Source organism: Halobellus sp. Atlit-38R (assembly GCF_003665925.1).
GTDB classification, from domain to species: domain Archaea; phylum Halobacteriota; class Halobacteria; order Halobacteriales; family Haloferacaceae; genus Haloquadratum; species Haloquadratum inordinatus.
Window position 1 is genome coordinate 80,783 of the sequence record NZ_QXIJ01000004.1, and the last position, 25,947, is coordinate 106,729.

At 67.1% G+C, this 25,947-nt stretch carries 25 protein-coding genes and 1 tRNA gene; 18 read left to right on the forward strand and 8 right to left on the reverse strand.

What is annotated here, in order from left to right; all coding sequences use genetic code 11:
- Nucleotides 1–293 precede the first annotated feature (293 nt).
- The gene (locus D3D02_RS07035) at nucleotides 294–719 is read left to right on the forward strand and encodes a disulfide bond formation protein B (protein ID WP_121569280.1); all 426 of its coding nucleotides are present in this window, start codon (nucleotides 294–296) and stop codon (nucleotides 717–719) included.
- Here D3D02_RS07035 and D3D02_RS07040 read toward each other — a convergent pair.
- From D3D02_RS07040 to D3D02_RS07050, 3 genes are all read right to left on the reverse strand, one after another.
- On the reverse strand, nucleotides 716–2,233 hold the full coding sequence (locus D3D02_RS07040) for a DASH family cryptochrome (protein ID WP_121569281.1): 1,518 nt from the start codon (nucleotides 2,231–2,233) through the stop codon (nucleotides 716–718). The two genes, D3D02_RS07035 and D3D02_RS07040, sit on opposite strands and share 4 nt — an antisense overlap.
- Before the next feature lie 68 nt (nucleotides 2,234–2,301).
- Complete coding sequence (locus D3D02_RS07045) at nucleotides 2,302–2,853, reverse strand: hypothetical protein (RefSeq protein WP_121569282.1); 552 nt, start codon at nucleotides 2,851–2,853, stop codon at nucleotides 2,302–2,304.
- 205 nt (nucleotides 2,854–3,058) lie between these two features.
- On the reverse strand, nucleotides 3,059–3,904 hold the full coding sequence (locus D3D02_RS07050; protein WP_121569283.1) for a Rieske 2Fe-2S domain-containing protein: 846 nt from the start codon (nucleotides 3,902–3,904) through the stop codon (nucleotides 3,059–3,061).
- A 197-nt stretch (nucleotides 3,905–4,101) separates the two neighbouring features.
- On the opposite strand from D3D02_RS07050, the gene ppc reads away from it, so the two are divergent.
- A complete protein-coding gene (gene ppc / locus D3D02_RS07055; protein ID WP_121569284.1) occupies nucleotides 4,102–6,795 on the forward strand; it encodes a phosphoenolpyruvate carboxylase in 2,694 nt (897 codons plus the stop codon).
- 221 nt (nucleotides 6,796–7,016) lie between these two features.
- Here ppc and D3D02_RS07060 read toward each other — a convergent pair whose 3' ends face one another.
- Entirely contained in the window at nucleotides 7,017–7,817 is an 801-nt protein-coding gene (locus D3D02_RS07060; RefSeq protein ID WP_121569285.1) for an aldo/keto reductase, read from the reverse strand.
- A gap of 104 nt (nucleotides 7,818–7,921) precedes the next feature.
- Here D3D02_RS07060 and D3D02_RS07065 point away from each other — a divergent pair, with 104 nt between their 5' ends.
- The 4 genes from D3D02_RS07065 (at nucleotide 7,922) to D3D02_RS07080 (ending at nucleotide 12,047) form a co-directional block, all read left to right on the forward strand.
- Nucleotides 7,922–9,016 (forward strand): trans-acting enoyl reductase family protein, encoded by a 1,095-nt coding sequence (locus tag D3D02_RS07065; protein ID WP_121569286.1) that lies wholly within the window; start codon nucleotides 7,922–7,924, stop codon nucleotides 9,014–9,016.
- A 111-nt stretch (nucleotides 9,017–9,127) separates the two neighbouring features.
- Nucleotides 9,128–10,789 (forward strand): CTP synthase, encoded by a 1,662-nt coding sequence (locus tag D3D02_RS07070; protein WP_121569287.1) that lies wholly within the window; start codon nucleotides 9,128–9,130, stop codon nucleotides 10,787–10,789.
- Entirely contained in the window at nucleotides 10,789–11,706 is a 918-nt protein-coding gene (gene guaA / locus D3D02_RS07075; RefSeq protein WP_121569288.1) for a glutamine-hydrolyzing GMP synthase, read from the forward strand. Before D3D02_RS07070 ends, guaA begins: the two co-directional genes overlap by 1 nt.
- Nucleotides 11,706–12,047, forward strand: a complete 342-nt coding sequence (locus D3D02_RS07080) for a CTP synthetase (protein WP_121569522.1) — start codon at nucleotides 11,706–11,708, stop codon at nucleotides 12,045–12,047. Before guaA ends, D3D02_RS07080 begins: the two co-directional genes overlap by 1 nt.
- Nucleotides 12,048–12,111: 64 nt before the next feature.
- Here D3D02_RS07080 and D3D02_RS07085 read toward each other — a convergent pair whose 3' ends face one another.
- Nucleotides 12,112–13,302 (reverse strand): HD domain-containing protein, encoded by a 1,191-nt coding sequence (locus D3D02_RS07085; RefSeq protein WP_121569289.1) that lies wholly within the window; start codon nucleotides 13,300–13,302, stop codon nucleotides 12,112–12,114.
- Between the two features lie 151 nt (nucleotides 13,303–13,453).
- On the opposite strand from D3D02_RS07085, the gene cofD reads away from it, so the two are divergent.
- The 8 genes from cofD (at nucleotide 13,454) to D3D02_RS07125 (ending at nucleotide 18,794) form a co-directional block, all read left to right on the forward strand.
- On the forward strand, nucleotides 13,454–14,446 hold the full coding sequence (gene cofD / locus D3D02_RS07090; RefSeq protein ID WP_121569290.1) for a 2-phospho-L-lactate transferase: 993 nt from the start codon (nucleotides 13,454–13,456) through the stop codon (nucleotides 14,444–14,446).
- Nucleotides 14,446–15,261, forward strand: coding sequence for a tRNA-dihydrouridine synthase (locus tag D3D02_RS07095; protein ID WP_121569291.1), 816 nt, complete (start codon nucleotides 14,446–14,448; stop codon nucleotides 15,259–15,261). The genes cofD and D3D02_RS07095 overlap by 1 nt, the downstream gene beginning before the upstream one ends.
- Nucleotides 15,258–16,130 (forward strand): triphosphoribosyl-dephospho-CoA synthase, encoded by an 873-nt coding sequence (locus D3D02_RS07100; protein ID WP_121569292.1) that lies wholly within the window; start codon nucleotides 15,258–15,260, stop codon nucleotides 16,128–16,130. The genes D3D02_RS07095 and D3D02_RS07100 overlap by 4 nt, the downstream gene beginning before the upstream one ends.
- Complete coding sequence (locus tag D3D02_RS07105; protein WP_121569293.1) at nucleotides 16,112–16,816, forward strand: DUF447 domain-containing protein; 705 nt, start codon at nucleotides 16,112–16,114, stop codon at nucleotides 16,814–16,816. The genes D3D02_RS07100 and D3D02_RS07105 overlap by 19 nt, the downstream gene beginning before the upstream one ends.
- Nucleotides 16,817–16,981: 165 nt before the next feature.
- Nucleotides 16,982–17,506, forward strand: a complete 525-nt coding sequence (locus D3D02_RS07110) for an NUDIX domain-containing protein (protein WP_233560611.1) — start codon at nucleotides 16,982–16,984, stop codon at nucleotides 17,504–17,506.
- A gap of 59 nt (nucleotides 17,507–17,565) precedes the next feature.
- Nucleotides 17,566–18,279 (forward strand): SDR family NAD(P)-dependent oxidoreductase, encoded by a 714-nt coding sequence (locus tag D3D02_RS07115; protein WP_121569294.1) that lies wholly within the window; start codon nucleotides 17,566–17,568, stop codon nucleotides 18,277–18,279.
- Between the two features lie 99 nt (nucleotides 18,280–18,378).
- A complete protein-coding gene (locus tag D3D02_RS07120; protein WP_147435583.1) occupies nucleotides 18,379–18,621 on the forward strand; it encodes a hypothetical protein in 243 nt (80 codons plus the stop codon).
- Nucleotides 18,622–18,710: 89 nt separating this feature from the next.
- Nucleotides 18,711–18,794 (forward strand) — tRNA-Leu (locus D3D02_RS07125).
- Between the two features lie 140 nt (nucleotides 18,795–18,934).
- On the opposite strand, the gene D3D02_RS07130 is transcribed toward D3D02_RS07125, so the two are convergent.
- Nucleotides 18,935–19,420 (reverse strand): hypothetical protein, encoded by a 486-nt coding sequence (locus tag D3D02_RS07130; protein WP_121569296.1) that lies wholly within the window; start codon nucleotides 19,418–19,420, stop codon nucleotides 18,935–18,937.
- A gap of 179 nt (nucleotides 19,421–19,599) precedes the next feature.
- A complete protein-coding gene (gene gpmI / locus D3D02_RS07135) occupies nucleotides 19,600–21,114 on the reverse strand; it encodes a 2,3-bisphosphoglycerate-independent phosphoglycerate mutase (RefSeq protein ID WP_121569297.1) in 1,515 nt (504 codons plus the stop codon).
- A 130-nt stretch (nucleotides 21,115–21,244) separates the two neighbouring features.
- On the opposite strand from gpmI, the gene D3D02_RS07140 reads away from it, so the two are divergent.
- The 3 genes from D3D02_RS07140 (at nucleotide 21,245) to deoC (ending at nucleotide 23,553) form a co-directional block, all read left to right on the forward strand.
- Nucleotides 21,245–21,940 (forward strand): DUF1405 domain-containing protein, encoded by a 696-nt coding sequence (locus D3D02_RS07140; RefSeq protein ID WP_121569298.1) that lies wholly within the window; start codon nucleotides 21,245–21,247, stop codon nucleotides 21,938–21,940.
- 77 nt (nucleotides 21,941–22,017) lie between these two features.
- Entirely contained in the window at nucleotides 22,018–22,821 is an 804-nt protein-coding gene (locus D3D02_RS07145) for an ArsR family transcriptional regulator (protein WP_121569299.1), read from the forward strand.
- 81 nt (nucleotides 22,822–22,902) lie between these two features.
- Nucleotides 22,903–23,553, forward strand: coding sequence for a deoxyribose-phosphate aldolase (gene deoC, locus D3D02_RS07150; RefSeq protein ID WP_121569300.1), 651 nt, complete (start codon nucleotides 22,903–22,905; stop codon nucleotides 23,551–23,553).
- An 11-nt stretch (nucleotides 23,554–23,564) separates the two neighbouring features.
- Here the strand turns inward: deoC and D3D02_RS07155 are convergent, their stop codons facing one another.
- Nucleotides 23,565–23,738 (reverse strand): DUF5786 family protein, encoded by a 174-nt coding sequence (locus D3D02_RS07155; RefSeq protein WP_121569301.1) that lies wholly within the window; start codon nucleotides 23,736–23,738, stop codon nucleotides 23,565–23,567.
- Nucleotides 23,739–23,910: 172 nt separating this feature from the next.
- Here D3D02_RS07155 and D3D02_RS07160 point away from each other — a divergent pair, with 172 nt between their 5' ends.
- Nucleotides 23,911–25,803 carry an ATP-binding protein gene (locus D3D02_RS07160; protein ID WP_121569302.1) on the forward strand — a complete coding sequence of 631 codons (1,893 nt, stop codon included), beginning with the start codon at nucleotides 23,911–23,913 and terminating at the stop codon, nucleotides 25,801–25,803.
- Nucleotides 25,804–25,947 lie beyond the last annotated feature (144 nt).

Consider the following 25,947-nt stretch of genomic DNA (forward strand, 5'->3'; position numbering starts at 1 on the left):
TCGTACAACAGGATGATCCCGACGAGCGCCAAGAGAACGGAACCGGGCCGTGCCACCGCGAACTGACGTCCGCGTGTGTATGTCTCGGCGATACCCATTGATAACTATCCTCACGATGTTTGCGGTCGGGAAACGATGATAAGTCTTTCTTCCCGCGGTGACGCGCCGACGTGATTCGGTCCAGTATCGGGGAGGTACCGGACCATTCTAGCGACTGTCAGGTCCAGTTGCCCCCCTTCGTCACCTCTCATCCACCGATTCGTTCAAGCCGCCGGGGTGTCTCAACGGGGACGATGACGTCGCGCACGCGACCGTTGCTCGGACTCGCGACGCTCGTCGCGGGTATCGGCACCGCCGGAAGCCTGTATTTCAGCCTCGGGCTGGGGCTGGTCCCCTGCGAGCTCTGCTGGTACCAGCGCATCCTGCTGTATCCGCTCGTTGTCGTTCTGGGCGTCGCGACGCTCGAAGACCGTCCGGGCGTCGCTCGCACCGTGCTACCGCTCTCGCTGCTCGGCCTCGGCGTCGCGACGTACCACGTGATCCTCCAGGTCCGACCCAGCGTCGGTGGGACCTGTTCGGTCGGTGGCGGCTGTTCGTCGATCCTCTATCCGATGCTGGACGGCCTGTTGACGATCCCGCGGCTCTCGCTGATCGCGTTCGTGCTCGTGACGGCCCTCGTGACCGCCTCCTGGCGGCTTCGCGGCCGGGCGTGGCCCTAAACGGGATCGTCGCCCGACGTCGTAGGGTCGATCATCGGGCGCGGGTAGTCGACGCCGAGTTCGACCCCGTATCTCGCCTGTTCTGATTCCGACAGCGTCCACGGTTCGTGAGCCTTCTGTGGGACGAGCCCGTCGAGTTCGGGAATCCAGCGCGCGACGTACTCGGCTTTGGGGTCGTACTGGTGGGCCTGCGCGAGCACGTCGAACGCCCGCTGTCGGGAGTCGTTGCCGACGCCCGCGATGTACGCCCAGTTGCCGTAGTTCGAGGCCGGATCGTAATCGAGGAGTTGGGTCTCGAAGTACGCCGCCCCGCGTCGCCAGTCGATCGTGAGGTCGTTCACGAGGAAGGACGCGACGTTTTGTCGTCCGCGGTTCGAGAGATATCCGGTCGCGTTCAGTTCGCGCACGTTCGCGTCGACGAAGGGAATACCCGTCTGCCCGGTTCGCCACCGTTCGAACTCCTGTTCGTCCCATCGCCAGTCGACGTCGTCGCGTCGTCTGAGACCGCCGGGGGCGAAGAACTGCGCGCCGTGCTTCGCGAGCTGGAACTGAAAGAAGTCCCGCCAGCGGAGTTCGAAGAGCAGCCAGTACGTCGAGTCGTTCGAGACTCGCTCGCGCTCGTAGCGCTTGACCTCCTCGTAGATACGTCGCGGCGAGAGACAGCCCTCGTTGAGCCACGGCGAGAACTTCGAGGAGTAGTCGGGACCGACGAGTCCGTTTCGCGTCTCGCGGTACTCGCGGAGGTGGTCGCCCTCCCAGATGTACGACGTCAGGCGGTCGAGTGCGGCGTCTTCGCCGCCCGGAAAGGGGTGGACCGCGCGCTCGGCGATCTCGTCGGCGTCCGCACCGGCCCCGGGTTCCGCGTCCGACGATCCAGGCGAATTGCCCGCGACGCCGACGTCCGAGATCGAATCGGGGCGAACCGCGTCCGCGTCGACGCCTGGGTCGTCGCCGGCTGGGACCGGCGGCAGCGAGGGGCGCGGATACGTCTCTCGGACGATCGCGTCGGCCTCGACAGACTTCCGAAACTTCGTGTAGGTGTCGCTGATCGCGGTGTACGGCGCTGGGAGGTCGGCGATATGATGGAGCGTCCGCCCCCAGAACCGACGCGGCGTGACGCCGCGCTCGCGCAGTGCCGCTGTCACCGCTGCACGAACCGACCGCTCGTCCGGTCCTGGGAGGTCGTGGAACGTCACGACGTCGGCGTCCACAGCGTCAGCGAGGTTGGGCAGCACGACTTCGGGACGACCACGACGCACGAGGAGGTCCGAGCCGAGCCCGCGCAGTCGGTCGCGCAGGGCGTCGAGAGATTCGCGCCGGAAGCGCGCGCGTCGCGTCCCCAGTTTCTCGTAGGGGAAGGAGTCGGCGCCACCGTACGGCTGCACCCCGTGCGTCCGCGGGTCGACACAGTAGACTGGGAGGACTCGGTCTGCTGCGGCAGCGGCGGCAAGCGCTTCGTTGTCGTGCGTTCGCAGGTCCCGGCGGAACCACGCGATGGCCGTGTCAGGCATCACTGTCGAGAGAGAGCGGCACGTACCTGAGCGTGACGGCCACAGCCACCCGCAGTGTACGCTGCGTCCGGTCAGTTACCGCTGAGCCGGTGCCACAGGGAACTGCGCTGCGTGAGGAGCTGATAGAGTGCGGAGAGGACGACGACGCCGGAAAGCAACAACCCAATGAGCGCCGGGCTGAGCGCACGCACGACCGGGACGCCGATCATCGCCGCGACCTGTGAGAGCGCGCCGAGCAGCCCGAGCCCGAGGTAGTACTCCGCCCACGAGATGCCGTACTGTGGGACGACCTCCATATAGACGCCGACGTCTGCCGCGTTGTCGGCCAGCGAGACGGTCTTCGAATCGGGGTCGTACTCGACGATCCCGAGTTTGTCGAGCTTCGGAAGGTGCGTTTGATGCAGCGAAACGTACACGCTCTGTCGGACGTTCCGCGGTGGCGGAGACTCGTCGGCCTCGATGCCGCCGATGTGCTCGGAGAGATCGGAGACCGTCTCGGTACCGTCACCCGCCCGTAACTGTTCGAGTACGATCCGCCGCCGATCGTTTCGGAGCACGTCGTGAATCTCAGATGCGGCAAGCTCCGCGCTGTCGGCCTCCGGCTCACTCCCGCCCCCACTCATACTACCTCACTCTGTGCGGGCTACCTACATGAATGTGTCCGAAAATGACGTGTCTGCGACTACTGTCGTAGCGTTTGCAACTGATTGCGCCGCCGATCGAACGCTGCCGTGCGATCGAGTGTGTGAGGACGTGCAGACGCCACTATCGGTGTGAGAACGTGGATCGGTTGTGGACCCAGGCCGGTCCGGCGCCGAGACTGCGACGCTACTCGGTCGGACGCGGACGGGCGGTAAAGAGCGTCTGTACCAGACTGTACGGGTCGTAGACCGACTGGTGGCACTGGCAGTAGACGTCGTTTTCGGCGTTGAACTTCGCCGAGCCCTCGCTCTTGTACTTCGGGACGCAACAGAAGTGCGTGCACTTGTTGAGCCACGCGATGAAGCCCTCCTCCGTCGAGGCTTCGATCCAGGGGTCGTTCTGGGCCATCTGTTCGACCTGTTCGGACTTTATGACCTGGATCGGAATGACGTCCTCGGCGTCCTCCGAGCGCCACCGGCCGGTCGCGGGTTTCCCGAGGCCCGGATCACCGACGTCGTTGGACCACTCTTTGTAGTCGGAGAAGTCGTCGACGTGAAGCTTGTCGCCTTCGGAGTACACCTCGCTCTCCCAGTCGTAGCCGGGGTTCGAGCCGACGCGGAAGTAGTTGTCCGAGTCGTAACCGGGCTCGATCCCGGCGTAGGATTCGACGCCGCAGTACTGGAACCACTCCGACGTGTAGGCCACGCCCGATCCCTTGTAGTCCTGCGTCTCGGCGATCTGGATCGAGATTCCTCCTTGTTGTTCGGTCTTGACTTCGGGCCAGACGCCCTTGAGATACCCCTCGTCGTCGATCTCGACGGGGATCTGTGGCATTCCGCGCGGCGCCGGACCCGCGGTGTTCTCGATAGCGTACGCCTGCGTCGAACCGCCGCCCGCGCCGGGCGACTGCGTCGCAGAATTGATTGCGGCCGCACCCGTCGCGCCGACGCCAGCGAGTGCCGCGCCCCCCACGACACCTTTGACGAATCGGCGGCGACCCGAGTCCGCCGGGTACTTGTCGCGCTCGCTCATACCCGAGTGTTCGTCCCGCCGGTAAAAAGGATGACGAAACCCCCGGTCCGTCTCTCGTCGCTGGAACTCTCGACGGTCGCTTAGATAATATCACGGATTTCGATCCAGATCTGAAAGGGCGTTCGACCCGAAACACAGAATGGAAATTTCTCGACAACTCGGTGGTTTTTTACTCGGACGACAGAATATCCCACGGTATGGGATTACACAGTAGGGACGTAAATCAGGACGTCCGTGAGCTTGGAGCGCTCTTGGGCGACGTATTGGCCGAGCAGACGTCACGAGGATCGTTCGAGACCGTCGAAGACATTCGGACCGCCGCCATCTCGTACCGGAAGGGCGAACGGGAGTCCCGGGCGGAGCTCGATCGACTCCTCGACGGCCTCTCGCCGGAGGGCGAAAGCGTCGTCGCCCGCGCGTTTACGACGTACTTCGAGCTCATCAATCTCGCAGAGGAGCGCGAACGCGCACGCGTCGTCCGTGAGGCGTCCCAAGCGGACAACCTCGAAGACGGACTCGTCGCGACTGTCGAGACGCTCATCGAAGCCGACGCCGACGCCGAAACCGTCCAGCAGGTGCTCGACGACGTTCTCATCGAGCCGACGTTTACCGCACACCCGACCGAGGCCCGCCGAAAGACGGTGAAGGCGAAACTTCGATCGATCGCGAGCCGGCTAGAGGAACTCGACGAACGGCGCGTGACGGACCGCGAACACGATCAGTTGTGGCGGAAGATCGACGCCGAGGTCACGAGCCTCTGGCAGACGTCGCAGGTCCGCGAGCGCCGCCCCGAACCACAGGACGAAGCGCGGAACGTCCAGTGGTATCTGGAATCGATCCTCTTCGACGTCGTCGGCGAAGTCTACGCCGAGTTCGAGGATCTTCTCGCAGACGAGTATCCGGAGGTCGACGTTCCCAAACTCTTCGAGTTCCGGTCGTGGGCGGGTTCGGATCGTGACGGTAACCCATTCGTCACGCCCGAAGTGACGACCGATACGCTCGAACGGCAGCGATCGGTGGTGCTCGAAAAGTACAGCCAGTCTCTCAAGCGTCTCTCGGGCGTGCTGAGTCAAGACGGTCGGCGCATCGACATCGGCGCCGAACTGGAACGCTCGCTGAAGGCCGATCGCTCGCGGCTGCCGGGCGTCGCCGACGAGGCGAAAGAGCGCTACCCGGGCGAACCGTACCGTCAGAAACTGAAGCTGATGCGCGAGCGCCTCCGCCGCATCGAGGACGTCCGGCCGGACGGCTACGGCGACGAGACGGCGTTCCTCGACGACCTCGAAGTCATCGACCGTAGTCTCCGATCGACGGGCGCGGATGTCGTCGCCGACGAGTACGTCGAACCGCTGATGCGGCAGGTCGATACCTTCGGATTCACGCTCGCGAGTCTGGACCTCCGTGATCATCAGGAGAACCACACCGAAGCAGTCCACGAGGCACTCGAACACGAGGGCATCGACTACTACGGCCGCGACGAAGACGGGCGGATCGAGGTACTGACCGAGGCGATTCTCCAGGACGAACCGATCCTCGATCTCGACGAACCCGGCGACGTCTCCGAGACGGCCGCGCGCGTCCTGCGACGCTTCGAGATGCTCGGCGAGTGGCAACGCGAGTTCGGCGTCAGCGCCATCGACACGTACTGCATCTCGATGACCGAGGAACCGAGTCACGTGCTGGAGGTGCTCTTCCTCGCCGACCAGGCAGGTGTCGTTTCAATCCCGGACCACTGCGGACTCGACATCGTGCCGCTCTTGGAGACGGAGTCGGCGCTCAACGGCGCGCGCCGGATTATGGGGACGCTCTTCGAGAACGCGGCTTACGCGAAGGCGCTCGACGCCCGCAACGACGTCCAAGAGATTATGCTCGGCTACTCCGACTCCAACAAGGAAAACGGGTTCTTAGCCGCGAACTGGGACCTCTACAAGAACCAGCGTCGCCTCGCGAACATCTGCGACGACTTCGACGTGAAGATGCGACTGTTCCACGGGCGCGGCGGGTCGATCTCGCGCGGCGGCGGGCCGATGAACGAGGCGATGCTGGCACTCCCCAACGAGACAGTCACCGGACAGATTAAGTTTACCGAGCAGGGCGAGGCCATCGCCGAGAAGTACGCGAACCCACAGATCGCCGAGCGGAACCTCGAACAGATGCTGAACGCGCAGGTTCGCGCGCGGTATCAGGCGATCTGCGAGCCCGAAGAGGACGTCAGCGAGGAGTGGGTCGACGCGATGGACGAGATGGCGACGACGGCCCGAAAGCAGTACCGCGACCTGCTCGAATCCGACGGCTTCGTCTCGTACTTCGGGCAGGCGACGCCGATCGGCGTCATCGAGGACCTGAACCTCGGCTCCCGCCCCGCGTCGCGATCGGGCGAACGCACCGTCGAGGACCTGCGGGCAATCCCGTGGGTGTTCTCCTGGACGCAGTCGCGCTGCATCATCACCGGCTGGTACGCACTCGGCGCGGGGATCCGAACGTATCTCGACGAGGGCGGCGACCTCGGCGTTCTCCGGGAGATGTACGAGGAGTGGCCGTTCTTCCGGACGACGCTCGACAACGCGTCGCTGGCGCTCGCGCGGACCGACTTCGACATCGCAGAGCACTACGCCGAGCTCGCGGATCCGGAGCTCCGCGAGGAGTTCTTCCCGCACCTCCAGGCGGAGTACGAGCGCGCGCGCACCGCCGTACTCGACGTCACCGACCGGGAGGCGCTGCTCAAACGCGAGTGGCTCGACGAGAGTCTCCGGCGCCGGAACCCCTACGTCGACCCACTGAACCTCCTGCAGACACACCTGCTCGCCCAGACGCACCGAACTGACGACGAGGAGCAGACGCTCCGGCTGACGGTGAAGGGCATCGCGGCAGGGATGAAGAACACGGGGTAGACTACGGGTCAGATCCGCTGAGACACTCCGCCTCCGAAGGGAATCTGGGCGAACAGTCGGCACAGCAACACCCGATGACTCGGGCTGACTCCCACGTCGACGTGCCGAACGACCGCGGCCCGACGCGGGGTGCGTCCTACGTCACGGCGGGGATGGTCCCGGTTTCGTATATAAACGCTCGTTCGATGGAGTCGTCTCTTCCCGCCGAGATGATGAGACGGCTACGGCAGATTCCAGGGCGCATCGGGAGCGTCGACGACGCGGTGGCGGCGGTCGATACCGTCGATCGCGGCGACGTCTTCTGCCTCCAATTCGAGGTCGAGTGCCGCGTAGTTCTCGCGGATGTGCGCCCGCGTGGCCGCCTTCGGGATCGGTGTGACGTTTTCCTTCGTCAGTAGCCACGCGAGCGACACCTGCGCCGGCGTCGCGTCGTGTTTCTCGGCGACGTCGACGATCCGCGGTACGTCCGCGACCCGTCCGCGGACGATCGGCGAGTACGCGACGAGCCGGTGCTCGTGTTCGACCGCGAGTTCGTGGAGTTCCCGCTGGGGGAGCAGCGGATGCATCTCGACTTGGTGCGCCGCGAGCGGGGCGTCGAGGCGCTCGATCGCCGTCTCCAGTTGGTCGGCGCCGAAGTTGCTCACTCCCACGCGGTCGACGACGCCTTCGTCGACGAGCGCGTCGATCGCCGGCAGCGTCTCGTCGGGATCGTAGCCCGCCGCGGGCCAGTGGACGTACAGGAGATCGATCGTGTCGACGCCGAGGCGCGCGGCGCTCGCGCGTGCGGTCTCGATTACGTCGTCGTACCCGAGATTGTCCGTATCGAGCTTCGTCGCCACGAGCACCTCGTCGGCGCCGCGGTCGGCGCGCGCGAGACCGTCTCCGACGAGCGCCTCGTTGCCGTACCCCTGGGCGGTGTCGACGTGGCCGTACCCGAGGTCGAGGGCTGCCGCGACGGCGGCCGGGCACGTCTCGGGGTCAGTCAGCTTGTACGTTCCGAGTCCGAGCGCCGGGAAGTCCATACTCGACGTTCGGATACTAGGCTCTCGACAGTTTCGGTGCCCGGAGCAAGTGTCGATCCACTGACGCCGGTGTTCCTTTGTCAGTCCCGCACCAACGTGGCTGTATGTCCCACTCCGACTCTCCCCGACTCCTCGTCTACGGTGCCTACGGCTACACCGGTCGTCTCGTCGTCGAACGAGCAGTAGCACACGGGTACGAACCGCTGGTCGCCGGCCGCGACCGCACGAAGACGCGCGGCGTCGCCACCGCCCACGGCCTCCAAGCACGACCGTTCGCGGTCGAAGACGCCGCCGACCACCTCGGTACCGTCGACGTCGTCCTCAACTGCGCGGGGCCGTTCGACCAGACGGCCGACCCGATGGTCGACGCCTGTATCGAGACCGAGACCGACTACCTCGACATCACCGGCGAACTGCAGGTCTTCGAGCGGATCCACCGCCGCGGCGGCGACGCCGAGGCCGCCGGCGTGACGCTTCTGCCGGGAGTCGGCTTCGACGTCGTCCCGACGGACTGCCTCGCGACGCACCTCCACCGTCGCCTGCCCGACGCGACTCACCTCTCGCTCGCGCTCGAATCCGAGGGCGGCGTCTCGCCGGGGACGCTGAAGACGATGCTGTCTGACATCGGGTCCGGCGGAGCGGTCCGACGCGACGGCGACCTCCGCTTCGAACAGATCGGCGCGCGGACCCGCGTCGTCGACTTCGGCGAGGGGCTGCGCCGGGCGATCTCGATCCCGTGGGGCGATCTCTCGACGGCGTATCACTCGACTGGGATTCCGAACATCGACGTGTACCTCTCGCTCCCGAAGAACGCACGCCGGGCGTTCTCGCTCTCCCGGTACGCCGGCGGCGTGCTCGACGCCGACCAGGTGCAGCGCGCCCTCTCGTGGCTCGTCGACCAGTACGTCGAAGGCCCCGACGAAGCGGCCCGCTCCGCGGGCGAAGCGCACATCTGGGGAGAAGCCAGGTCGAGCAACGACCGCGTCGTCTCGCGCCTCCGCACGCCCGACACGTACCGAATGACCGTCCGGACGGCACTGTTGGTCGCGGAAAAAGTGCTCGACGGCGAGGCACCGGCGGGCTATCAGACGCCGGCCTCGGCGTTCGGGCCGGATCTCGTCCTCGAAGTGCCCGGCGTCGAGCGGGTCGATCTGAACGGCGACGAGGTCGTGAGAGAAGAGTCGACCGCGGCGGAGTAACGCGCTGCAGGAAGGGTGAGACGGGAAGATTCGGACAACTATGCGTGTGGGTCGCTCGCAGGGGATCAGTCGCTCCGAAACGGTTTTGATGCGGCCTCGCGCACACTCGGTATGCCGAAGGAACCCGACACCGGGTACGACCCCACGCTGGGTCGGAAGTTCATTTTCGTGACCGGCGGGGTGATGTCCGGACTGGGCAAAGGTATTACCGCGGCCAGCACCGGCCGTCTGCTCTCGAACGCCGGCTTCGACGTGACGGCGGTCAAGATCGACCCGTACCTCAACGTCGACGCGGGGACGATGAACCCCTACCAGCACGGCGAAGTGTACGTCCTGAAAGACGGCGGCGAGGTCGACCTCGACCTGGGGAACTACGAGCGCTTCCTCGGGGTCGATATGACCTCGGATCACAACATCACGACGGGCAAGACCTACCAGCACGTCATCGAGAAGGAACGCGCGGGCGATTACCTGGGCAAGACCGTCCAGATCATCCCGCACATCACAGACGACATCAAGCGGCGCATCCGAGAGGCCGCCGAGGACACCGACGTCTGCATCGTCGAGGTCGGCGGCACCGTCGGCGACATCGAGGGGATGCCGTATCTCGAAGCGCTGCGGCAGTTCGCCCACGAGGAAGACGACGAGGATATTCTCTTTACCCACGTCACGCTCGTCCCCTACTCGAAGAACGGCGAACAGAAGACGAAGCCCACCCAGCACTCCGTCAAGGAACTCCGCTCGATCGGGCTGCAGCCCGACATCCTCGTCGGGCGCTGTGAGAACGAACTCGACCCCGAGACGAAAGAGAAGATCGCGCTGTTCTGTGACGTCCCGACGGAGGCCGTCTTCTCGAACTCCGACGTCGAGGACGTCTATCACGTCCCGCTGATGGTCGAAGAGGAGGGTCTCGACCAGTACGTGATGGAACGGCTCGACCTCGACTCCGAGGCGCTTCCCCCGGCCGAGCGCGACAACCGCTGGCGCGAACTCGTCACCCGCGAACGGACCGAGGAGGTCGACATCGCGCTGGTCGGCAAGTACGACCTCGAAGACGCCTATATGTCCGTCCACGAGGCGCTGAAGCACGCGGGCATCGAGCGCCGGACAGAAGTGAACGTCCTGTGGGTCGACTCCGACGAGATGCTCGATCACCACGAGGATCGGCTCAAAGGGGCCGACGGCGTCGTCGTCCCCGGCGGCTTCGGCTCCCGCGGGACCGAGGGCAAACTGAAAGCAATCGAGTACTGCCGCGAGAACGACGTGCCCTTCCTGGGGCTCTGTCTCGGCTTCCAGATGGCGGTCGTCGAACACGCGCGGAACGTCCTGGGACTCCCAGACGCCCACTCCGCGGAGCTCGACCCCGACACCGAACACCCCGTCATCGACATCCTGCCCGAGCAGTACGAGGTCGACGAGATGGGCGGTACGATGCGGCTCGGCGCACACGACACGCAGATCGAGTCCGGCTCGCTCGCCGCGAACGTCTACGGCGACACGGTCTGTACCGAGCGGCACCGGCACCGCTACGAAGTCAACCCCGAGTACATCGAGCGGCTCGAAGAAGGGGCGCTCGACTTCTCCGGCCGGGCCAACAACCGGATGGAGATCCTCGAACGAACCGATCACCCGTTCTTCCTCGGGACGCAGTTCCACCCCGAGTTCCGGTCGCGACCGGACCGAGCCAGCCCGCCGTTCGTGGGCTTTCTCGACGCGGTCACCGGCGAACTGGACGCGCGTGAACTGACTGACGAAACTGAGGTGCAAGCCTAATGGTCGACGTAGATTCATTCATCGACGAAGCAGTCGAAGAGATTTCAGAACAGGTCGGCGACGAAAACGCCATCATCGCGCTTTCGGGGGGCGTCGACTCCTCGGTCGCCGCGGCGCTGACGTACCGTGCTATCGGCGATCAGCTCACGTCTGTCTACGTGGACACCGGGCTGATGCGGAAAGAGGAGACCGAACAGATCCGCGAGACGTTCTCGTATATGGACTCGCTGCGCGTCGTCGAGGCGCAGGACCGATTCCTCGACGCGCTCGCGGGCATCACCGACCCCGAGGAGAAGCGCCACGCCATCGGCGAGCAGTTCATCCGTGAGTTCGAGCGCGAGGCGAAAGACGCCGACGCCGACTACCTCGTCCAGGGGACGATCTACCCCGACCGGATCGAGTCGGAAGGCAACATCAAGTCCCACCACAACGTCGGGGGGCTCCCGGACGTCGTCGACTTCGAGGGCATCGTCGAACCCGTCCGCGAACTGTACAAAGACGAGGTTCGCGAGGTCGCTCGCGCGCTCGACTTAGAGGAGATCATCTCCGAGCGGATGCCGTTCCCCGGTCCGGGGCTCGCGATCCGCGTCGTCGGCGAGGTCACCCGCGAGAAGGTGGAGGTCGCCCGCGAGGCGTGCCACATCGTCGAAGAAGAGACCGAAGAGCACGATCCCTGGCAGGCCTTTGCGGCCGTCATCGGCAAGGGGACCGGCGTCAAGGGCGACAACCGCGTCCACGGCTGGATCGTCTCGGTGCGCTCGGTCGAGTCCCGTGACGGGATGACTGCGCGGGCACAGGAACTCCCCTGGGAGACGCTGCAGCGCATCCAATCGCGGATCACCGGCGAGAACGAGAACGTCGCCCGCGTCGTCTACGACGTGACGCACAAACCGCCCGCGACCATCGAGTACGAGTGATGATCCTGGTCGCCGGCCCCGACATCGACGGACTCGGGGATGCGCTCGAAGCGCTCGGTGCGGACGTCGTCCGCGTCGAAGGGATGGCGAACCGCGAGTCGCTCTCTGCGGCCGGTCTCGACGACGCCGACACGCTCGTCCTGACCGATATGGACGACGCGTCGGCCATCCCGGTCGCGAAGGAGGCGAACCCGGACATCAAGGTCGTGACCTACGCCACCGACTCCCTGCCGGAGTTCGCGCGGGGCCAGACCGACCTCGCTATCGATCCCGCGCTCCTATCGGTCGAGGTCGTCGCCGACGAACTGGTCGAGGGGCTCGTCGGCGAGCAGGCGGAGTAGCACGGCGTTTCTGCGTCCGCGTCCGACGCGTCGAACGCGGACGATTCCTGAAACAGTTTTTTTGTCACTCGGCGAGGCCGAGAACCGCCGTCGCTGCAGTCTCGACGTCGTCGACTGCGTCGCCGGGCGCGTAGACGCCGAGTCGCCACTGTGCGCGTTCGGCGGCACGAAGCGCGCCGACGAGTTCGGAGGCCTCCGAGAGTCGTTGTACGGCCCCGTCGACGACGACGCGCGAGCGGGACTCCGTGAACCGCGGTCGCGGCGGCACGTCCAGCAGGACGTGGTCCCGGTCGACGCCGGCGCGGTCGGCAATCTCGGCGGCCGCCTCGCGAGACCCCTCGTGTCCCATCTCGACGACGTCCGCGGGGACGCTCTCACGCGGAACCCAGACCGCCCGTTTGTAGAGGTCACGGTACTCGATCCGGCGGGCGAGGTCGGGCGTCGTCCCCCGGAGTGCGACCAGCAGGTCGTGGTCGGCCATCCGGCGGAAGGTCTCGACGTCGACATCGCCCCGCGGCCCGGTCGGGTTCGAGGCGTCGCCCTCGCTGTCGAGCAGTCGGATCGAGGCGCGTTCGAGCATCGCGCCCGCGATGCGGGAGACGTGGTGTCGGTACACCGTCCCGTTCATCAGCGCGCGGGCGAGCAGCAGCGACTCGGCCGTCTGGACGTTCCCCGCCGCGAGAACGAGCCGTCCGTCGCGGTAGCGAAGCTCCCGGACGAGTCGCCCCACGTCGATCGTGCCGTAGGGGACGCCGGTGTGGTGGGCGTCGCGGACGAGGTAGTCCATCCGGTCGACGTCCAGTTCGCCCGACACGAGCTGTCCGAGTTCGCCCTCGCCGCGGACGAGCGCGGCGACACGCGCCGGATCGAGGTCGTGCCCGCGGAGGACCGTCGCCGCGTCAGTATCCTCCAGCAGCCACCCGATCTCGTCGTGGTCCGCCCCGGTTCGTCGCCGGATGACGTCCTCCGTCTGGTGACCGTACGGGCCGTGCCCGACGTCGTGTAGCAACGCGGCCGCGCGGACGTGTCGCGCCCGCGTACCGTCGATGCCGAGGTGGTCGAGCGCGCGGTCAGCGAGGTGATAGACCCCGAGCGAGTGTTCGAGGCGGGTGTGGTTCGCGGAGGGATAGACGAGTCGGACCGTCGAGAGCTGTTTGACGTGGCGGAGGCGCTGCAGCAGTGGCGTATCGAGGAGGTCACGCGCGACAGGGCCGAGCGAGATGTAGTCGTGGACGCTGTCCTTGATCGCGTTCATACCCGACCTGCGCGAGCCGGCCGCAAATAGCCCCTGCCCGGACAGCCCTCGGCTGGCCGGTCGTAGTCCGGCGGCGCTCCTCGAATGTCGGGCGCACAGAGACCGCTGCCGGTGAAGGAACGTTCAAACGGCCGGGCTGTGTTTTCCCGATATGGTCACGTTTCTCGCCGGCGGAACGGGCACGCCGAAGCTTCTCGACGGCGCGGAGCCGGTGTTCGATCCTGCGGAGACGACTGTCGTCGCGAACACCGGCGACGACGTCGAACTCGGTGGGCACCTCGTCTGCCCGGACGTCGACACCGTGCTCTTCCACGGCGGCGGCGTCCTCGACACCGAAACGTGGTGGGGGATCGCCGACGACACGACCGCGACGCACGAGGAACTCCGCCGGCTGGCCGACGCGGCCGGATTCGACGAGGGGCCGCGCTACCTGGACGACGACGCGCAGACCGCCGGCCGCGACATCGCCCGCTGGCGGCGCTTCTCGGGCGTCGCCGAGTTTATGGAGATCGGCGACCGCGACCGCGCGGTCCACGTCACCCGGACTTCGCTGCTCGACGAGGGGCACTCGCTCACCGCGGTCACGAGAACGCTCGCGGACGCCTTCGGTCTCGACGTCGAACTGCTGCCGATGAGCGACGACCCGGTCGCGACGATCGTCCACACCGAGGAGGGTCCGATGCACTTCCAGGAGTACTGGGTACACCGGCGCGCGGAGCCTGCGGTGACGGACGTGGAGTTCCGCGGCGCGTCGTCTGCGACGCCGACGCCCGACGTGCGCGAAGCGCTCTCGGAGCCGGTCGTCGTCGGGCCGTCGAACCCCGTGACGAGCCTCGGGCCGATGCTGGCGATGGAGGAATTCGCCGACGCGCTCGATTCGACGCCCGTCGTCGCCGTCTCGCCGTTCGTCGAAGACGAGGTCTTCTCGGGTCCCGCCGCGGAGTTGATGGCGGGAGTCGGCCGCGAGCCCTCGACTGCGGGCGTCGCCGCCGCGTATCCGTTCGCCGACGCGTTCGTCCTCGACGAGGCGGACGGAACCGACCTCGACCGGCCAGTCGTGCGGACGGACACGCGGATCGACGGCCCAGGCGACGCCGAGCGCGTCGCTCGCGCCGCAGCGACGGCGCTCGCGGAGGTCGCCTGATGTTCGAACCGCGCGTCGCGCTCGCGAGTCTCAGCGGGGAGGCCGACGCCGCCTGGGCTCGCGCGGGGAGCGACCACGCCGGCGCGGCGTTCCTCGGCGGCGTCGCACTCGACGAGGCGACCCGCGAGGCGGCCCGCAAACTGGTTGCACGCGACCGCGAGGAGTTTCTCCCCGACGATCCCCTCGCATTCGTCGAGGACCAACTCGACACGCTCTCTGAGGTGCCGATCCGTCCGGGTGTAAACGTCAGGAGTGCGACGCTGGAGCCGATCGCGGACGCGGCGCGAATCTGCGCCGAACACGATGCGATCCTCGAAATCAACGCCCACTGTCGACAGGCCGAGATGTGCGAGGTCGGCTGCGGGGAGTCACTGCTCCGCGACACCGATCGCCTGTGTGACTACGTCGCGGTCGCGAGCGACGCCGGCGCGGCGGTGAGCGTGAAGGTCCGCACAGAGGTTTCCGGCGTCGACCTCGTCGAGATTGCACAGGAAATCGACGCCGCCGGTGCGAATGCGATCCACGTCGACGCGATGGACGCCGAATCCGTCGTCGCCGACGTCGTCGACGCCGCACCGGACCTGTTCGTCGTCGCCAACAACGAGGTTCGGGACCGCGAGAGCGTCCGCGAGTACCTCCGGTACGGTGCCGACGCGGTGAGCATCGGCCGGCCGAGCACCGACGCCCGAGTCCGTCGTCGCGTCCGTCGCGCGGCCGAGGGGTGGTTCGCAGAAACGGATCGCGGCGAGCAGACGGACGCCGCACAGAGCAGCGGGACGACCCCCGGCTCGCACGAGGAGGTCGACGCACAGTGAACGATCCTCGGGCCGGCGGGGCGGCCGGCGGCCGGCGTGGACCGGCCGAGAACGCCCAGCTCGCGCTGCTGCTCGACGTCGGGTCCGCACCCAAGCCGGGGAACGTCGACCGCGACCACGACCTCGCGGAGCTCCGGATCGAGCACTTCCTCGCGGGCGCGGTCGGATCGGGCGCGGGCCTCCGGCGCGCGGCCGCCGGCGCGCCGGTCGGCGTCGCCTTCGAGCGCGCAGTCGCGGGGATGAGCGAGCAGTCCGGCGGCAACACGCAGTTCGGCTGTCTCCTCTTGCTCGTCCCGCTCGTCCGCGCGGCGGCGGTCGACGGACGATCGCTCTCACCAGAGGGAGTCGCGGACGTCGTCGAATCGACGACCGTCGCCGACGCGGCGGACTTCTACCGCGCGTTCGAGCACGTCGACGTCGCGGTCGGCGATCCGCCGGAGGACCTGTCCGATCTGGACGCGCGCCGCGGCGCGGACGCGATCCCGGCGCTGCGCGATCGCGGGCTGACGCTCTACGACGTGATGGCGCGGAGTGAGGGCGACGGCAACGCGAGAGAGTGGACGACGGGATTCGAGCGGACGTTCGAGACCGCCGCGGCGATCAGCGACGACGACGGGCCGATCACCGACCGCATCTCGCGGGCGTTCGTCGACCGACTCGCCCGCGACGAGGACACGCTCGTGCGGACGAAGCACGGCCCCGAGGTCGCTGCCGACGTGATGCAGCGCGCCGCCGACGCGCGGGACGATCCCGAAGCAGTCGCCGAACTGGACGAGGAATTCGTCGCGGCCGGGATCAATCCGGGCACGACCGCCGACCTGCTCACTGCGGCGACGTTCGTCGCGCTCGAATGGGGGGTCGAGGTGTGAGCGGCGGGAGCAGCGACCCGAACGGTGTGGGCGCCGCCGACGGCGACGAGTGGCCGGTCGACCTCCGCGGCGTCACTGAATCGGTGGTGACGACGCTCGGTCCGAACGGCCGCTGGAACGTCGCCGCACTCGGACTGCACGCGCCCGACGCGAGCGACGACGACGAGACTCCGGCCCCGGTGACGGCGACGACGTGGGGAAACACCCGGACGCGCCGGAACTTCCACCGGCAGGGCGGCGGCGTGGTGCAGTTCGTCTCCGATCCGCGGACGTTCGTCGACGCGGCGGTGACGATTCGCGAGGAGGACGATCCCGTGCTCCCGGACGCGCACGCCTGGGTCGACATCGAGGCCAGGCAGGTCGACGCCGGCGAGTCGGGCGGGACGCGCTGGGAGCGGTGGGAACTCACGCCCGTCGAGTCAGCGGTCGTCGAGACGACGGTCCCAACCATCAACCGCGGCTTCGGGGCCGTGATCGAGGCGACGGTCGCGACGTCCCGACTCGACGTCCCCGCCTACGACACCGACGAACTGCTCGCACGGCTCCGCTACTTCGCCGAGACCGTCGAGCGCTGCGGGGGACGCCCCGAACGCGAGGCGTTCGCCGCGCTCGACGATGCGACGGGATGGCGCGAGCGACTCCCCCCAGACACGGACGTGCCGCGATTCGACGGTGAGGGGGGCTGAGCCTCCCGGAACGTCCTGTGCGCGTGGTATCCGACGCCGGTTCGCATCGAAGACTCCTTGTTCCCCCTCGCCGACGAGACGAATATGAGTGCAGATCAGCGCGACGACGCCGCCGCGACCGCCGAGAGCGGTGAGAGCGGCGGGGCCGACCTCCACGAGAACGCTATGCAGGACGTAATCGCCGTCGACAGCGACGACAACCGGACGGGCCTCGTCAACCGGCTCGACGCCCACACCGGCGACGGCATCCGTCACCGGGCGTTCACCTGCCTCGTCTTCGACGGCGACGGCCGCATCCTGCTCGGCCAGCGCGCGCCCGGAAAGCGACTCTGGGACACCCACTGGGACGGCACCGTGGCCTCGCACCCGGTCGAGGGACAATCCCAGGTCGACGCGACCGCGCAGCGACTCGAAGAGGAACTCGGCATCACGCCGGATCAGTACAGCGACCTCCGCGTGACGGACAAATTCGAGTACAAGCGCTACTACGAGAACGCCGGCCTGGAGTGGGAGGTCTGTTCGGTCCTGAAGGTGACGCTCGACGACACCAGCCTGGACCCCGACGAGGACGAGATCGCGGGGCTGCTGTGGGCTGATTACGAACACCTCCACGACAACCCGCAGTGGTATCGCCAACTGCGCCTGTGCCCGTGGTTCGAGATCGCGATGCGTCGCGACTTCGAGGAGTAGCCGGCACCTGCGGCAGCCGAGACGGAATCCCCTTTTACGCCCGACGCGTTCCTCCGACGATGACCGCGGACCCACCGGAGCCGGAACTGTACGACTCGCTCGACGGACAGGTCGCACTCGTCACCGGGGCCAACCGCGGCCTCGGCCGCCAGATCGCCGCGAACCTCCACGACCTCGGCGCGACGGTCTTCGCCGCGACGCGCTCTATCACCCACGACGTCCCCGACGAGTGGGAGCACCTCCTCGTCGACGTCACCCAGGAGGGCGAAATCTCCGATGCGGCCGACGAGATCTTCCAGTCGGCGGGCCGACTGGACATCGTCGTCAACAACGCCGGCGTCGCGGAGTTCGATTCCGACATCGTCTCCGAGTCGGTGAAGACGATCGACCGCACGCTGGCGACGAACCTCCGCGGCCCGATGCTCGTCTGCAAGCATATGGTGCCGCTGCTGTTGCAGACCGACGGCGGTCGCGTCGTCAACCTCTCCTCGGGGATGGGCGCGCTCGGCGAGGGACAGTCCGGCGGCTCGCCCGCCTACCGCGTCTCGAAGACGGGACTTAACGGCCTCACTGCCTATCTCCACGGCGAGTACGCTGACCAAGGACTGCTCGCGAACTCGGTCTGTCCGGGCTGGGTGCAGACCGAGATGGGCGGCGCGGACGCCGACCGCTCGATCGAGAGGGGTGCAGAGACACCGACGTGGCTCTCTCGCTTCCGGCCGGAGTCGCCGGCCGGCCTGTTCTGGCGCGACCGCGAAGTCATCGACTGGTAGCGACGGGGATCGCTCGTAGCTCCGCACGACGCGCCTCGCTTGCGACGCGCGCGACGCGATGGGGACAGTTCTTTGATGCCGGCCCGCGTCGGGTCGGATATGTCGAAGGAACCCGGCGTCCGGGAGATTCCGGGCGCGCTCGCGGACTACGCGGCGGGCGTCGCCGACGTGGTCGCACGCGGACTCGTCGTCGTCGCCGCGCCGATCCTCCTGCTCGCGCTGCTCGCGCTGGCGGTCGTCGGTGGCGGTGTCGCACTCGTCGTCCTCGCGGTTCTGGCGCCCGCAATCGCCGCTGCGGTCGCACTCGAAGTCCCTTCGCGGGTCCGCGAACGGTTCGCGTAACGCCGGCCGGGATACGCGCCGTTCGCCCGCGACGTGAGTCGGCGAAAAATCGGAGGGTTAAACCTCCGGGAAACAATATCGGAGACTGCGCGAGGGTGGCCGAGTCTGGAAAAGGCGGCGGACTCAAGATCCGCTTCCGTAGGGATCCGTGGGTTCAAATCCCTCCCCTCGCACTCGAATCCGTGAGCGTCAGCGAACGGTTCAATCGCCACGGAGGGGTTTGAATCAGGGAGCAGTCTCGCTGCGACCGTGGTTCAAATCCCTCCCCTCGCATTCCGATCTACATCCACGAGCGACAGCGTCTCTCAGGCGGTCACGACGCCGTCTCGTTCAGATAGTAGAACTGTGGCCTCTCGGCGTTCCGAACAGTCGTGATCGTCTCGCCATCGAGCCGAACGGCGAGCGTCTCGTAGTCAGGCGGGAGCGCGACGGACGAACTCACTATCGTGCGGGGGACACAGTCGGGATCGGCGGGCTTGCTCGGCGTCTCCGGGCGCGTCGTGAACGCGAGCACCCAGCGACCGTCTGTGGTCTCGCTCAGATTCGCTCGGATTTCGATGTCGGGATCGTCGTGCGTGAAAGTGTAGTTCTGGAACACGACGCTTCGGTACTCGGACGTCGGCGTCTGACCGACCCACGCCCGCGGCGCGTCGGCGTCGGCACAGCCGGTCGCCGTCGTCGTCGTCATCGATGGGACTGCGACGGACGACTGTGGAACTGGCGTGACGTACACGGCACTGCCCGCGACCAGCAGGCCCACGACGAGGCCAGCGAGGAAGACCGATACCCGTTTCGCCATACAGATGGTTGAACATCTGACACTGTAGTCTTTCCGTGTCGCGAGCAGCCGCGGCGCTCTGGTGGCCGGTCACTGCCCGAAGCGGGCGACCGGATCGGCGGACGCGGGACGCGTCGAGAACAGGTCCCGATTCGAGGGGGCTCTCGCTGCTCGGAATCGGTGCCCGGAGCGACGACACGTCACTCCAGCAGCGACTCGCCGGTCATCGCCGCCGGTTTCGCGATGTCCATCAGTTCGAGCATCGTGGGTGCGATGTCGCAGAGCGACCCGCCGCTCCGGACCTGCCGGCCGTCGTCGTCGCCGTCGGGCGACAGGTAGATGAACGGCACCGGGTTCGTCGTGTGCGCGGTGTGGGGCTCCTCGGGCGTCCCCATATCGTCGGCGTTGCCGTGGTCGGCAGTGATGAGCGCGTGCCCGCCCGCTTCCTCGATTGCGTCGACGAGCCGGCCGAGCTGTTCGTCGACGGCTTCGACGGCTTCGACGGCCGCCTCGAAGTCGCCCGTGTGGCCGACCATATCCGGGTTCGCGTAGTTGAGCACCATCGCGTCCGGGTCCGCCGAGTCGATAAGGTCGATCGCCGTGTCGGTCACTTCGGCGGCGCTCATCTCCGGCTGGAGGTCGTACGTGGGCACGTCGGGGCTCTCGACGATGCGGCGGATCTCGCCGTCGAACTCGACCTCGCGGCCGCCGTTCAGGAAGTACGTGACGTGGGCGTACTTCTCCGATTCGGCGAGGCGGAGTTGCGTCTTCCCGGCCGCCGCGAGGGTCTGGCCGAGCGTGTCTGTCGGCTCCTCGGGCGGGAACGCGACCGGGAGGTCGAACGTCTCGTCGTACTCGGTCATCGTGACGACTCGCGTCTCCGGCGGGTGGGTCTCGAAGGGCCACGCGGGGTCGATGTCGGCGAGGAGGCGAACGAGCTGGCGGGCGCGGTCCGGCCGGAAGTTGAAGAACAAGACGGCGTCGCCGTCTTCGAGCGCGGGGCCGCCCTCGACGAGCGTCGGTTCGACGAACTCGTCGGTGTCGCCGCGGTCGTAGGACCCGCGGACCGCCTCGACGCCCGTGGTCGCCTCGTGGTCGGCCTCGCGGTGGACGATGGCGTCGTAGGCGCGTTTGGTCCGCTCCCAGTTCTGGTCGCGATCCATCGCGTAGTACCGCCCGGAGACGGTGGCGACGTCCCCGGTGCCGTTGTCGTCGACGACCGCTTCGAGCGTCGCGAGGTAGTCCTCGCCGCCGTAGGGGTCGGTGTCGCGCCCGTCGGTGAACGCGTGGGTGACGGCGTCGACGCCGCGGTCGGCGGCGAGTTCGATCAGCGCGTGGAGATGACCCTGCTCGGAGTGGACGCCGCCGTCCGAGAGAAGCCCCATAAAGTGCACGCGGCCGCCCGTCTCTGCGACGTGGTCGAAAGCCGAGACGATAGCCTCGTTCGTCCGAAACGAGCCGTCGGCGATGGCGTCCTCGATGCGCGTGTACGCCTGCTTGACGACTCGTCCCGCGCCGATGTTGAGGTGTCCGACCTCGCTGTTGCCCATCTGCCCTTCGGGGAGGCCGACGCGCCGCCCGGACACGTCGAGCGTTCCGTACGCACCGGCGTCGGCGAACCGGTCGAAGTTCGGCGTCGATGCCGCTTTCACCGCGTCCCGCCGGTCGTGATCCCCGAGGCCCCAGCCGTCGAGGATGACGAGCGCTGCCTGCATACGCGGGGTGAGGCGAGGCCGCCGTGAATAGGCTTCGTTTCGCCGCGCCGTCGAGACGGCCGGGACAGCCCACCGCAGCGTGCGCGCGGACGCGACACCTTCTTTCGGTTTCCCACCGTCGGTGGATTCGATGGCTGGTCGGCACGATGAATCCGGAGCGAAACGCGACTGGCGGGCGCGACTTCGCCGCCCGTTCCCCGAGCGCTGGGTGGCGTACTATCTCGGCAACGGCGCGAGCCTCGGGTGGCTCCTCGTCGTCGACGGAGCCGCGTTCCTCCTGGGCGTCAGTTTCTACGTCCATTCGGACCCCTCGCTCGCAGACCTCAGTTCGCTCCTGTACCCGCTGTTCGGCGACTCCCCGACGGCGCTCGCGCTCGCGACGCTCTCGGTCGCGACGCTGCTTCCCAACCTCGGACGCCGGCTTTCGGATGCGCCGTCGAACAGACTGTTGACCGTCGTGCACACGCTCGCGTTCGTCTGGCTCGTGAAGTACGGGCTCTGGACGGCCGTCGCGCTCAACCTCCGGCCGGATCTCTACTTCGGCTTCACCCCCGCCCTGCTGTGGGAGTACTGGGGCATCCTCGTCACGCACCTGTTCTTCCTCTTGCAGGCGGCGGTGATCCCGTACTACGGTAAGACCTCTCGGGAGGCGCTGGCGGCGGCGCTCGTCTTGCTCCTCGTCAACGACGCCTTCGACTACGGCTTCGGCTTCTACCCGCCGCTGCGATACGATGCGGGCGCTCTCTTGGCGGGAATCACCGTCGCGCTCTCGTTTCTCGTCGTCGGGTACGCCGCCTGGACGTTCGACCGCAACGACTCGCGCTGACCGGGAAAAAGCGTGCGAGCGTCCATCTCGCCCGAAAATGCGTCAGCGTCTTACGTCTCCGAGATTTACCTGCGGTTATGGACTCTGCGGTACTCCTGGATCTCCTCGGGAACGAGAACCGGCGGCGCATCCTCCGGCTCCTCTCGCATAAACCCTGTTACGTCACCGAGATCAGCGAGTACCTGGGTGTCAGCCCGAAAGCCGTCATCGACCATCTGCGACGGCTCGAAGAGGCCGGCCTCGTCGAAAGCCGCACCGACGACCAGCGGCGGAAGTACTTCCACATCGCGCGGAACCTCCGATTGGAGGTGAGCGTCTCGCCGTATCGTTTCGGCGCGAAGAGCGCCTATCCGGCCAGCCGGAGTCTCGATATGCGTGGCCGTTGTCAACACATCTCACTCGACATCCCGGGCGAGCAGACGGGCTGTGAACCGTGCGAGGACCGCGAGCGCGACGGCGACGACGACCGGGCGCAGGCAGCCGATGGGTCGATCGAGAGCGGTGCAGACGCGCCGCGGGACCTCGACGAAATCCGGCGGCGCGGCAGCGACGCGGGCGGTGTCGACAGCGACGACGACGTCGCCTCGCTCGCACGCCAGTACGCGTATCTCGAAGACGTCGAGAGCGAACTCTCGCTGGCGCAGCGGTGGGTGCACGGGCGGGTGACCGACGTCCTCGATCAGTTGACAGAGCAGATCGGCGCGGAGGCCGACAGCCGATTCTACGCCGAAGTGCTCGCCGCCATCGCCCGCGAGACGCGGAGCGCCCGCGAGGTCGCCCGCGAACTCAACGCCAGCCCCGAGCGGGTCGAGACCGCACTCGATCGGCTCTCCGAGCGCGGACTCGTCTACCACGACGGGACGGGCTGGACCGTCAGCTGAGACCGAGACCGCGTCGCACTCACTGCTTCGCGAACCCTGCCGACCCACTCGCTTTTTTCGCTCGGGGTCGAGAGCACGAATATGGACGAAGCAGAACTCGCCGCCCGCATCGATCACACGGTCCTGGGGCCGACGACGACGGTCGACGACGTCGAGCGCGTGCTCGAGGAGGCCAGCAAACACGGAATGAACGCGTGTATCCCGCCGTGCTACGTCGCTGAAGCGGTCGCGTACGCGCCGGACGTCACGCTCGCGACCGTCGTCGGCTTCCCGCACGGACAGCACTCGACGGCCGCAAAACACGGCGAGGCCGTCGACGCCTGGCAGACCGGCGCGGACGAACTGGATATGGTGCTCAACGTCGGGCGATTGAAAGCGGGTGACGACGAGCGCGTCGCCGCGGACATCGCCGAGGTCGTCGCCGCCGTTCCGATCCCGGTGAAGGTCATCCTGGAGACGGCGCTCTTGACCGACGACGAGAAACGCCGCGCCTGCGAGGCGGCAGTCGAGGCCGGTGCCGACTTCGTCAAGACCTCGACGGGGTTCGCCGACGGCGGGGCCACTGTCGCAGATGTCGAACTGATGGCGGAGTACCTGCCGGTCAAAGCCAGCGGCGGCATCGGCTCCTACGAAGACGCGGTAGCGATGATCGAAGCCGGTGCGGAACGGATCGGCGCGTCCTCGGGGGTTACGATCCTCGACGGCGCGCCCGAGGCGGCGGAGGAGTCCTAGAAACGCGCCCCTTAGTCGTCGCGCATCTCGCCGAGTCGGTCGACGAGCGCGTCCGTGTCGACGTCGGACTCGACGTTGACGTCGCCGTCGTGGTCGTGCTCGTGGACGTTGACCGCTTCGCTGTCGTCGTCCTCGTCGGTCGTCTGCTCTTGCTGCTCGGATTCGTCGTAGCTTCCGAAGCCCATACCCTCCCATCCCGCCCGCCGGTGAAGAACCACACGAAGCAAACGGGCGCGCGGGAGACGGTCTCACTCAAGGCACTACTCGGTGCCGATCACTCAAGACCCCCCGCTACCGAACAGTCGTCCAATCGACGCACCAAAACGTTTTGACACCGCTTTGTGTTGGTCGACGTAGATGAAGATCGGTCGGTGGAAGCAGACAGCGAGTGGGGCGAGCATCGCGTTTCTCGGAATCGTCTTCGCGTCCGTGACGCTCTTCGACGTCTACGAGGACTACGCGCTGCAGGCCGACCCGCTCTATCTCACCCTTCTGGAGAACGCCGCACCGATCGGACTGGATCTTATTCTCGTCGCCTCGGGAGTGGCTCTTGCGAGACGGACAGATGTGCGGACGGCATTCGTCGCGCGGACCACAACGTGGAGTTTCCTGGGCGCGCTCGTGATGCTCGCGATCACGCTGTGGGTGTATCTCTTCCAGGTCGTCCAAGGCGAGATCAAACCGCACATTGTATTCAGCCACGTCGTCGCGATGGGCGCGGTCGCTGGCCTCGGTGTCGGCGTCTACGACGGCCAGCGCCGCCGACGCGAGGCGGAACTCGAAGTCGAACACGACAAGATCTCGGCGCTCTTCGACAATAGCTCGGAGTGTATCGCCGAAGTCGAGTTCGTCGACGACGCTCCCGTCGTCCGCGCGGTCAATCCGGCGTTCCAGGAGGTGTTCGGGTACACTCCCGGGTCAGTCGAAGGGAAGTCGCTAGACGACGTCGTCGTTCCGCCGGGCGACGAGCAGCGAGCCAGCGCGATCAGCGCACGAGCGCAACGCGGCGAGCGGTTCGAGATCGAGGAGCTGTTCCGGCTGACGGCATCGGGTGAAGTCCGCGTCTTCCGCCTCCAGGCCATTCCGTTCGAGGCGGCCTCCGCGGACACTGACGGGTACGCCGTGTACACCGACATCACTGCCGAGCACCGCCACGAACGGCGTACGACTGCGCTCCACGAGGCGACGCGTGAACTGGTGACAGCCGGCTCCGTCGAGGGGATCGCAGACGCTGCCGTCGACGCCGCGACCGAGATTTTGGACCTCGATTTCACCGGGATCCACCTCTACGACGAGGACTACGGGGAACTGCGTCCGGTCGCATACTCTCAACAGGTGGCGGAGGTCCTCGGCACGCCCCCGACGTTCGGCCCGGGCGATGCGATCGCCTGGAACGTGTTCGAGAGCGGCACACCGCGATACGTCAGAGATCTCGCGGCGTCGGAGAAGGCGTACAACGAAGACTCGACGCTTCGGAGCGAACTCATCGTCCCGCTCGACGACCTGGGCGTGCTGATGATCGCCGCGCGGCGGCCCGGTGCGTTCGAGGAGTCGGAGTACTCGCTGGCGAAGATCCTCGGGGCCAACGTCGCCGCCGCGATGGAGCGTGCAGAGCGGGAATGCCGGCTCGAAGAGCAGAACGAGCGGCTGGAGACGTTCACGAGCATCGTCTCACACGACCTCCGTAATCCGCTGAACGTCGCCGACGGCTATCTCGAACTGGCGCGCGAGGGCGACGAGGCCGCGTTCGACCGCGTCGACGAAGCGCTCCAGCGGATGGACGAACTGATCGAGGAGCTGCTCACGCTCGCGCGGCAGGGCGAAGCCATCGACGAGGTGAGCGAAGTCGACCTGAACCAGACCGCGCGGCGGGCGTGGACCAACACGGCCACGGCGGACGCGACGCTTCACGTCGACGGCGCAGACGCGATCGAAGCGGATCCCGGTCGACTGCAGCAGCTGTTCGAGAACCTCTTCACGAACGCCGTCGATCACGGCGGCGACGACGTCACCGTCCGCGTTGCATCGATCGACGCCGGATTCATCGTCGAAGACGACGGGCCAGGGATCCCGCAGGCGGAGCGTCAGCAGGTATTCACCGAGGGGTACACTACCGAGGACGACGGCACGGGATTCGGGCTCGCGATCGTCGAGGAGATTGCCGACGCGCACGGATGGACGGTAACGGTCGGCGAAAGCGACGCCGGCGGCGCGAAGTTCGAGTTTTCCACCGGCTGTTCGTCCGCCTGAGCCCAAGTCGATGACTGTTCGCTGATTGTACCAACCCGCACGCACAGCGCACCCGTGGATTCGGTACGTCGGACGGTCTCCAGCGACGGGGACGGCGACTGCGCGCCGTCGACGCCCAATTCCGTCGAAATCGCCTTCGTCAAT

Bases quoted from the DNA above. Each gene is read 5' to 3' on its own strand.
- D3D02_RS07065 (WP_121569286.1), top strand. From the start codon at position 7,922: ATGTCCCACTCCGACTCTCCCCGACTCCTCGTCTACGGTGCCTACGGC.
- D3D02_RS07145 (WP_121569299.1), top strand. From the start codon at position 22,018: ATGGACTCTGCGGTACTCCTGGATCTCCTCGGGAACGAGAACCGGCGG.
- guaA (WP_121569288.1), top strand. From the start codon at position 10,789: ATGGTCGACGTAGATTCATTCATCGACGAAGCAGTCGAAGAGATTTCA.
- D3D02_RS07085 (WP_121569289.1), bottom strand. From the start codon at position 13,302: ATGAACGCGATCAAGGACAGCGTCCACGACTACATCTCGCTCGGCCCT.
- D3D02_RS07050 (WP_121569283.1), bottom strand. From the start codon at position 3,904: ATGAGCGAGCGCGACAAGTACCCGGCGGACTCGGGTCGCCGCCGATTC.
- D3D02_RS07035 (WP_121569280.1), top strand. From the start codon at position 294: ATGACGTCGCGCACGCGACCGTTGCTCGGACTCGCGACGCTCGTCGCG.
- D3D02_RS07160 (WP_121569302.1), top strand. From the start codon at position 23,911: ATGAAGATCGGTCGGTGGAAGCAGACAGCGAGTGGGGCGAGCATCGCG.
- cofD (WP_121569290.1), top strand. From the start codon at position 13,454: ATGGTCACGTTTCTCGCCGGCGGAACGGGCACGCCGAAGCTTCTCGAC.
- D3D02_RS07155 (WP_121569301.1), bottom strand. From the start codon at position 23,738: ATGGGCTTCGGAAGCTACGACGAATCCGAGCAGCAAGAGCAGACGACC.
- D3D02_RS07105 (WP_121569293.1), top strand. From the start codon at position 16,112: ATGGGGGGTCGAGGTGTGAGCGGCGGGAGCAGCGACCCGAACGGTGTG.
- D3D02_RS07140 (WP_121569298.1), top strand. From the start codon at position 21,245: ATGGCTGGTCGGCACGATGAATCCGGAGCGAAACGCGACTGGCGGGCG.
- deoC (WP_121569300.1), top strand. From the start codon at position 22,903: ATGGACGAAGCAGAACTCGCCGCCCGCATCGATCACACGGTCCTGGGG.
- D3D02_RS07115 (WP_121569294.1), top strand. From the start codon at position 17,566: ATGACCGCGGACCCACCGGAGCCGGAACTGTACGACTCGCTCGACGGA.
- D3D02_RS07120 (WP_147435583.1), top strand. From the start codon at position 18,379: ATGTCGAAGGAACCCGGCGTCCGGGAGATTCCGGGCGCGCTCGCGGAC.
- D3D02_RS07095 (WP_121569291.1), top strand. From the start codon at position 14,446: ATGTTCGAACCGCGCGTCGCGCTCGCGAGTCTCAGCGGGGAGGCCGAC.
- D3D02_RS07045 (WP_121569282.1), bottom strand. From the start codon at position 2,853: ATGAGTGGGGGCGGGAGTGAGCCGGAGGCCGACAGCGCGGAGCTTGCC.
- gpmI (WP_121569297.1), bottom strand. From the start codon at position 21,114: ATGCAGGCAGCGCTCGTCATCCTCGACGGCTGGGGCCTCGGGGATCAC.
- D3D02_RS07130 (WP_121569296.1), bottom strand. From the start codon at position 19,420: ATGGCGAAACGGGTATCGGTCTTCCTCGCTGGCCTCGTCGTGGGCCTG.
- ppc (WP_121569284.1), top strand. From the start codon at position 4,102: ATGGGATTACACAGTAGGGACGTAAATCAGGACGTCCGTGAGCTTGGA.
- D3D02_RS07080 (WP_121569522.1), top strand. From the start codon at position 11,706: ATGATCCTGGTCGCCGGCCCCGACATCGACGGACTCGGGGATGCGCTC.
- D3D02_RS07060 (WP_121569285.1), bottom strand. From the start codon at position 7,817: ATGGACTTCCCGGCGCTCGGACTCGGAACGTACAAGCTGACTGACCCC.
- D3D02_RS07110 (WP_233560611.1), top strand. From the start codon at position 16,982: ATGCAGGACGTAATCGCCGTCGACAGCGACGACAACCGGACGGGCCTC.
- D3D02_RS07070 (WP_121569287.1), top strand. From the start codon at position 9,128: ATGCCGAAGGAACCCGACACCGGGTACGACCCCACGCTGGGTCGGAAG.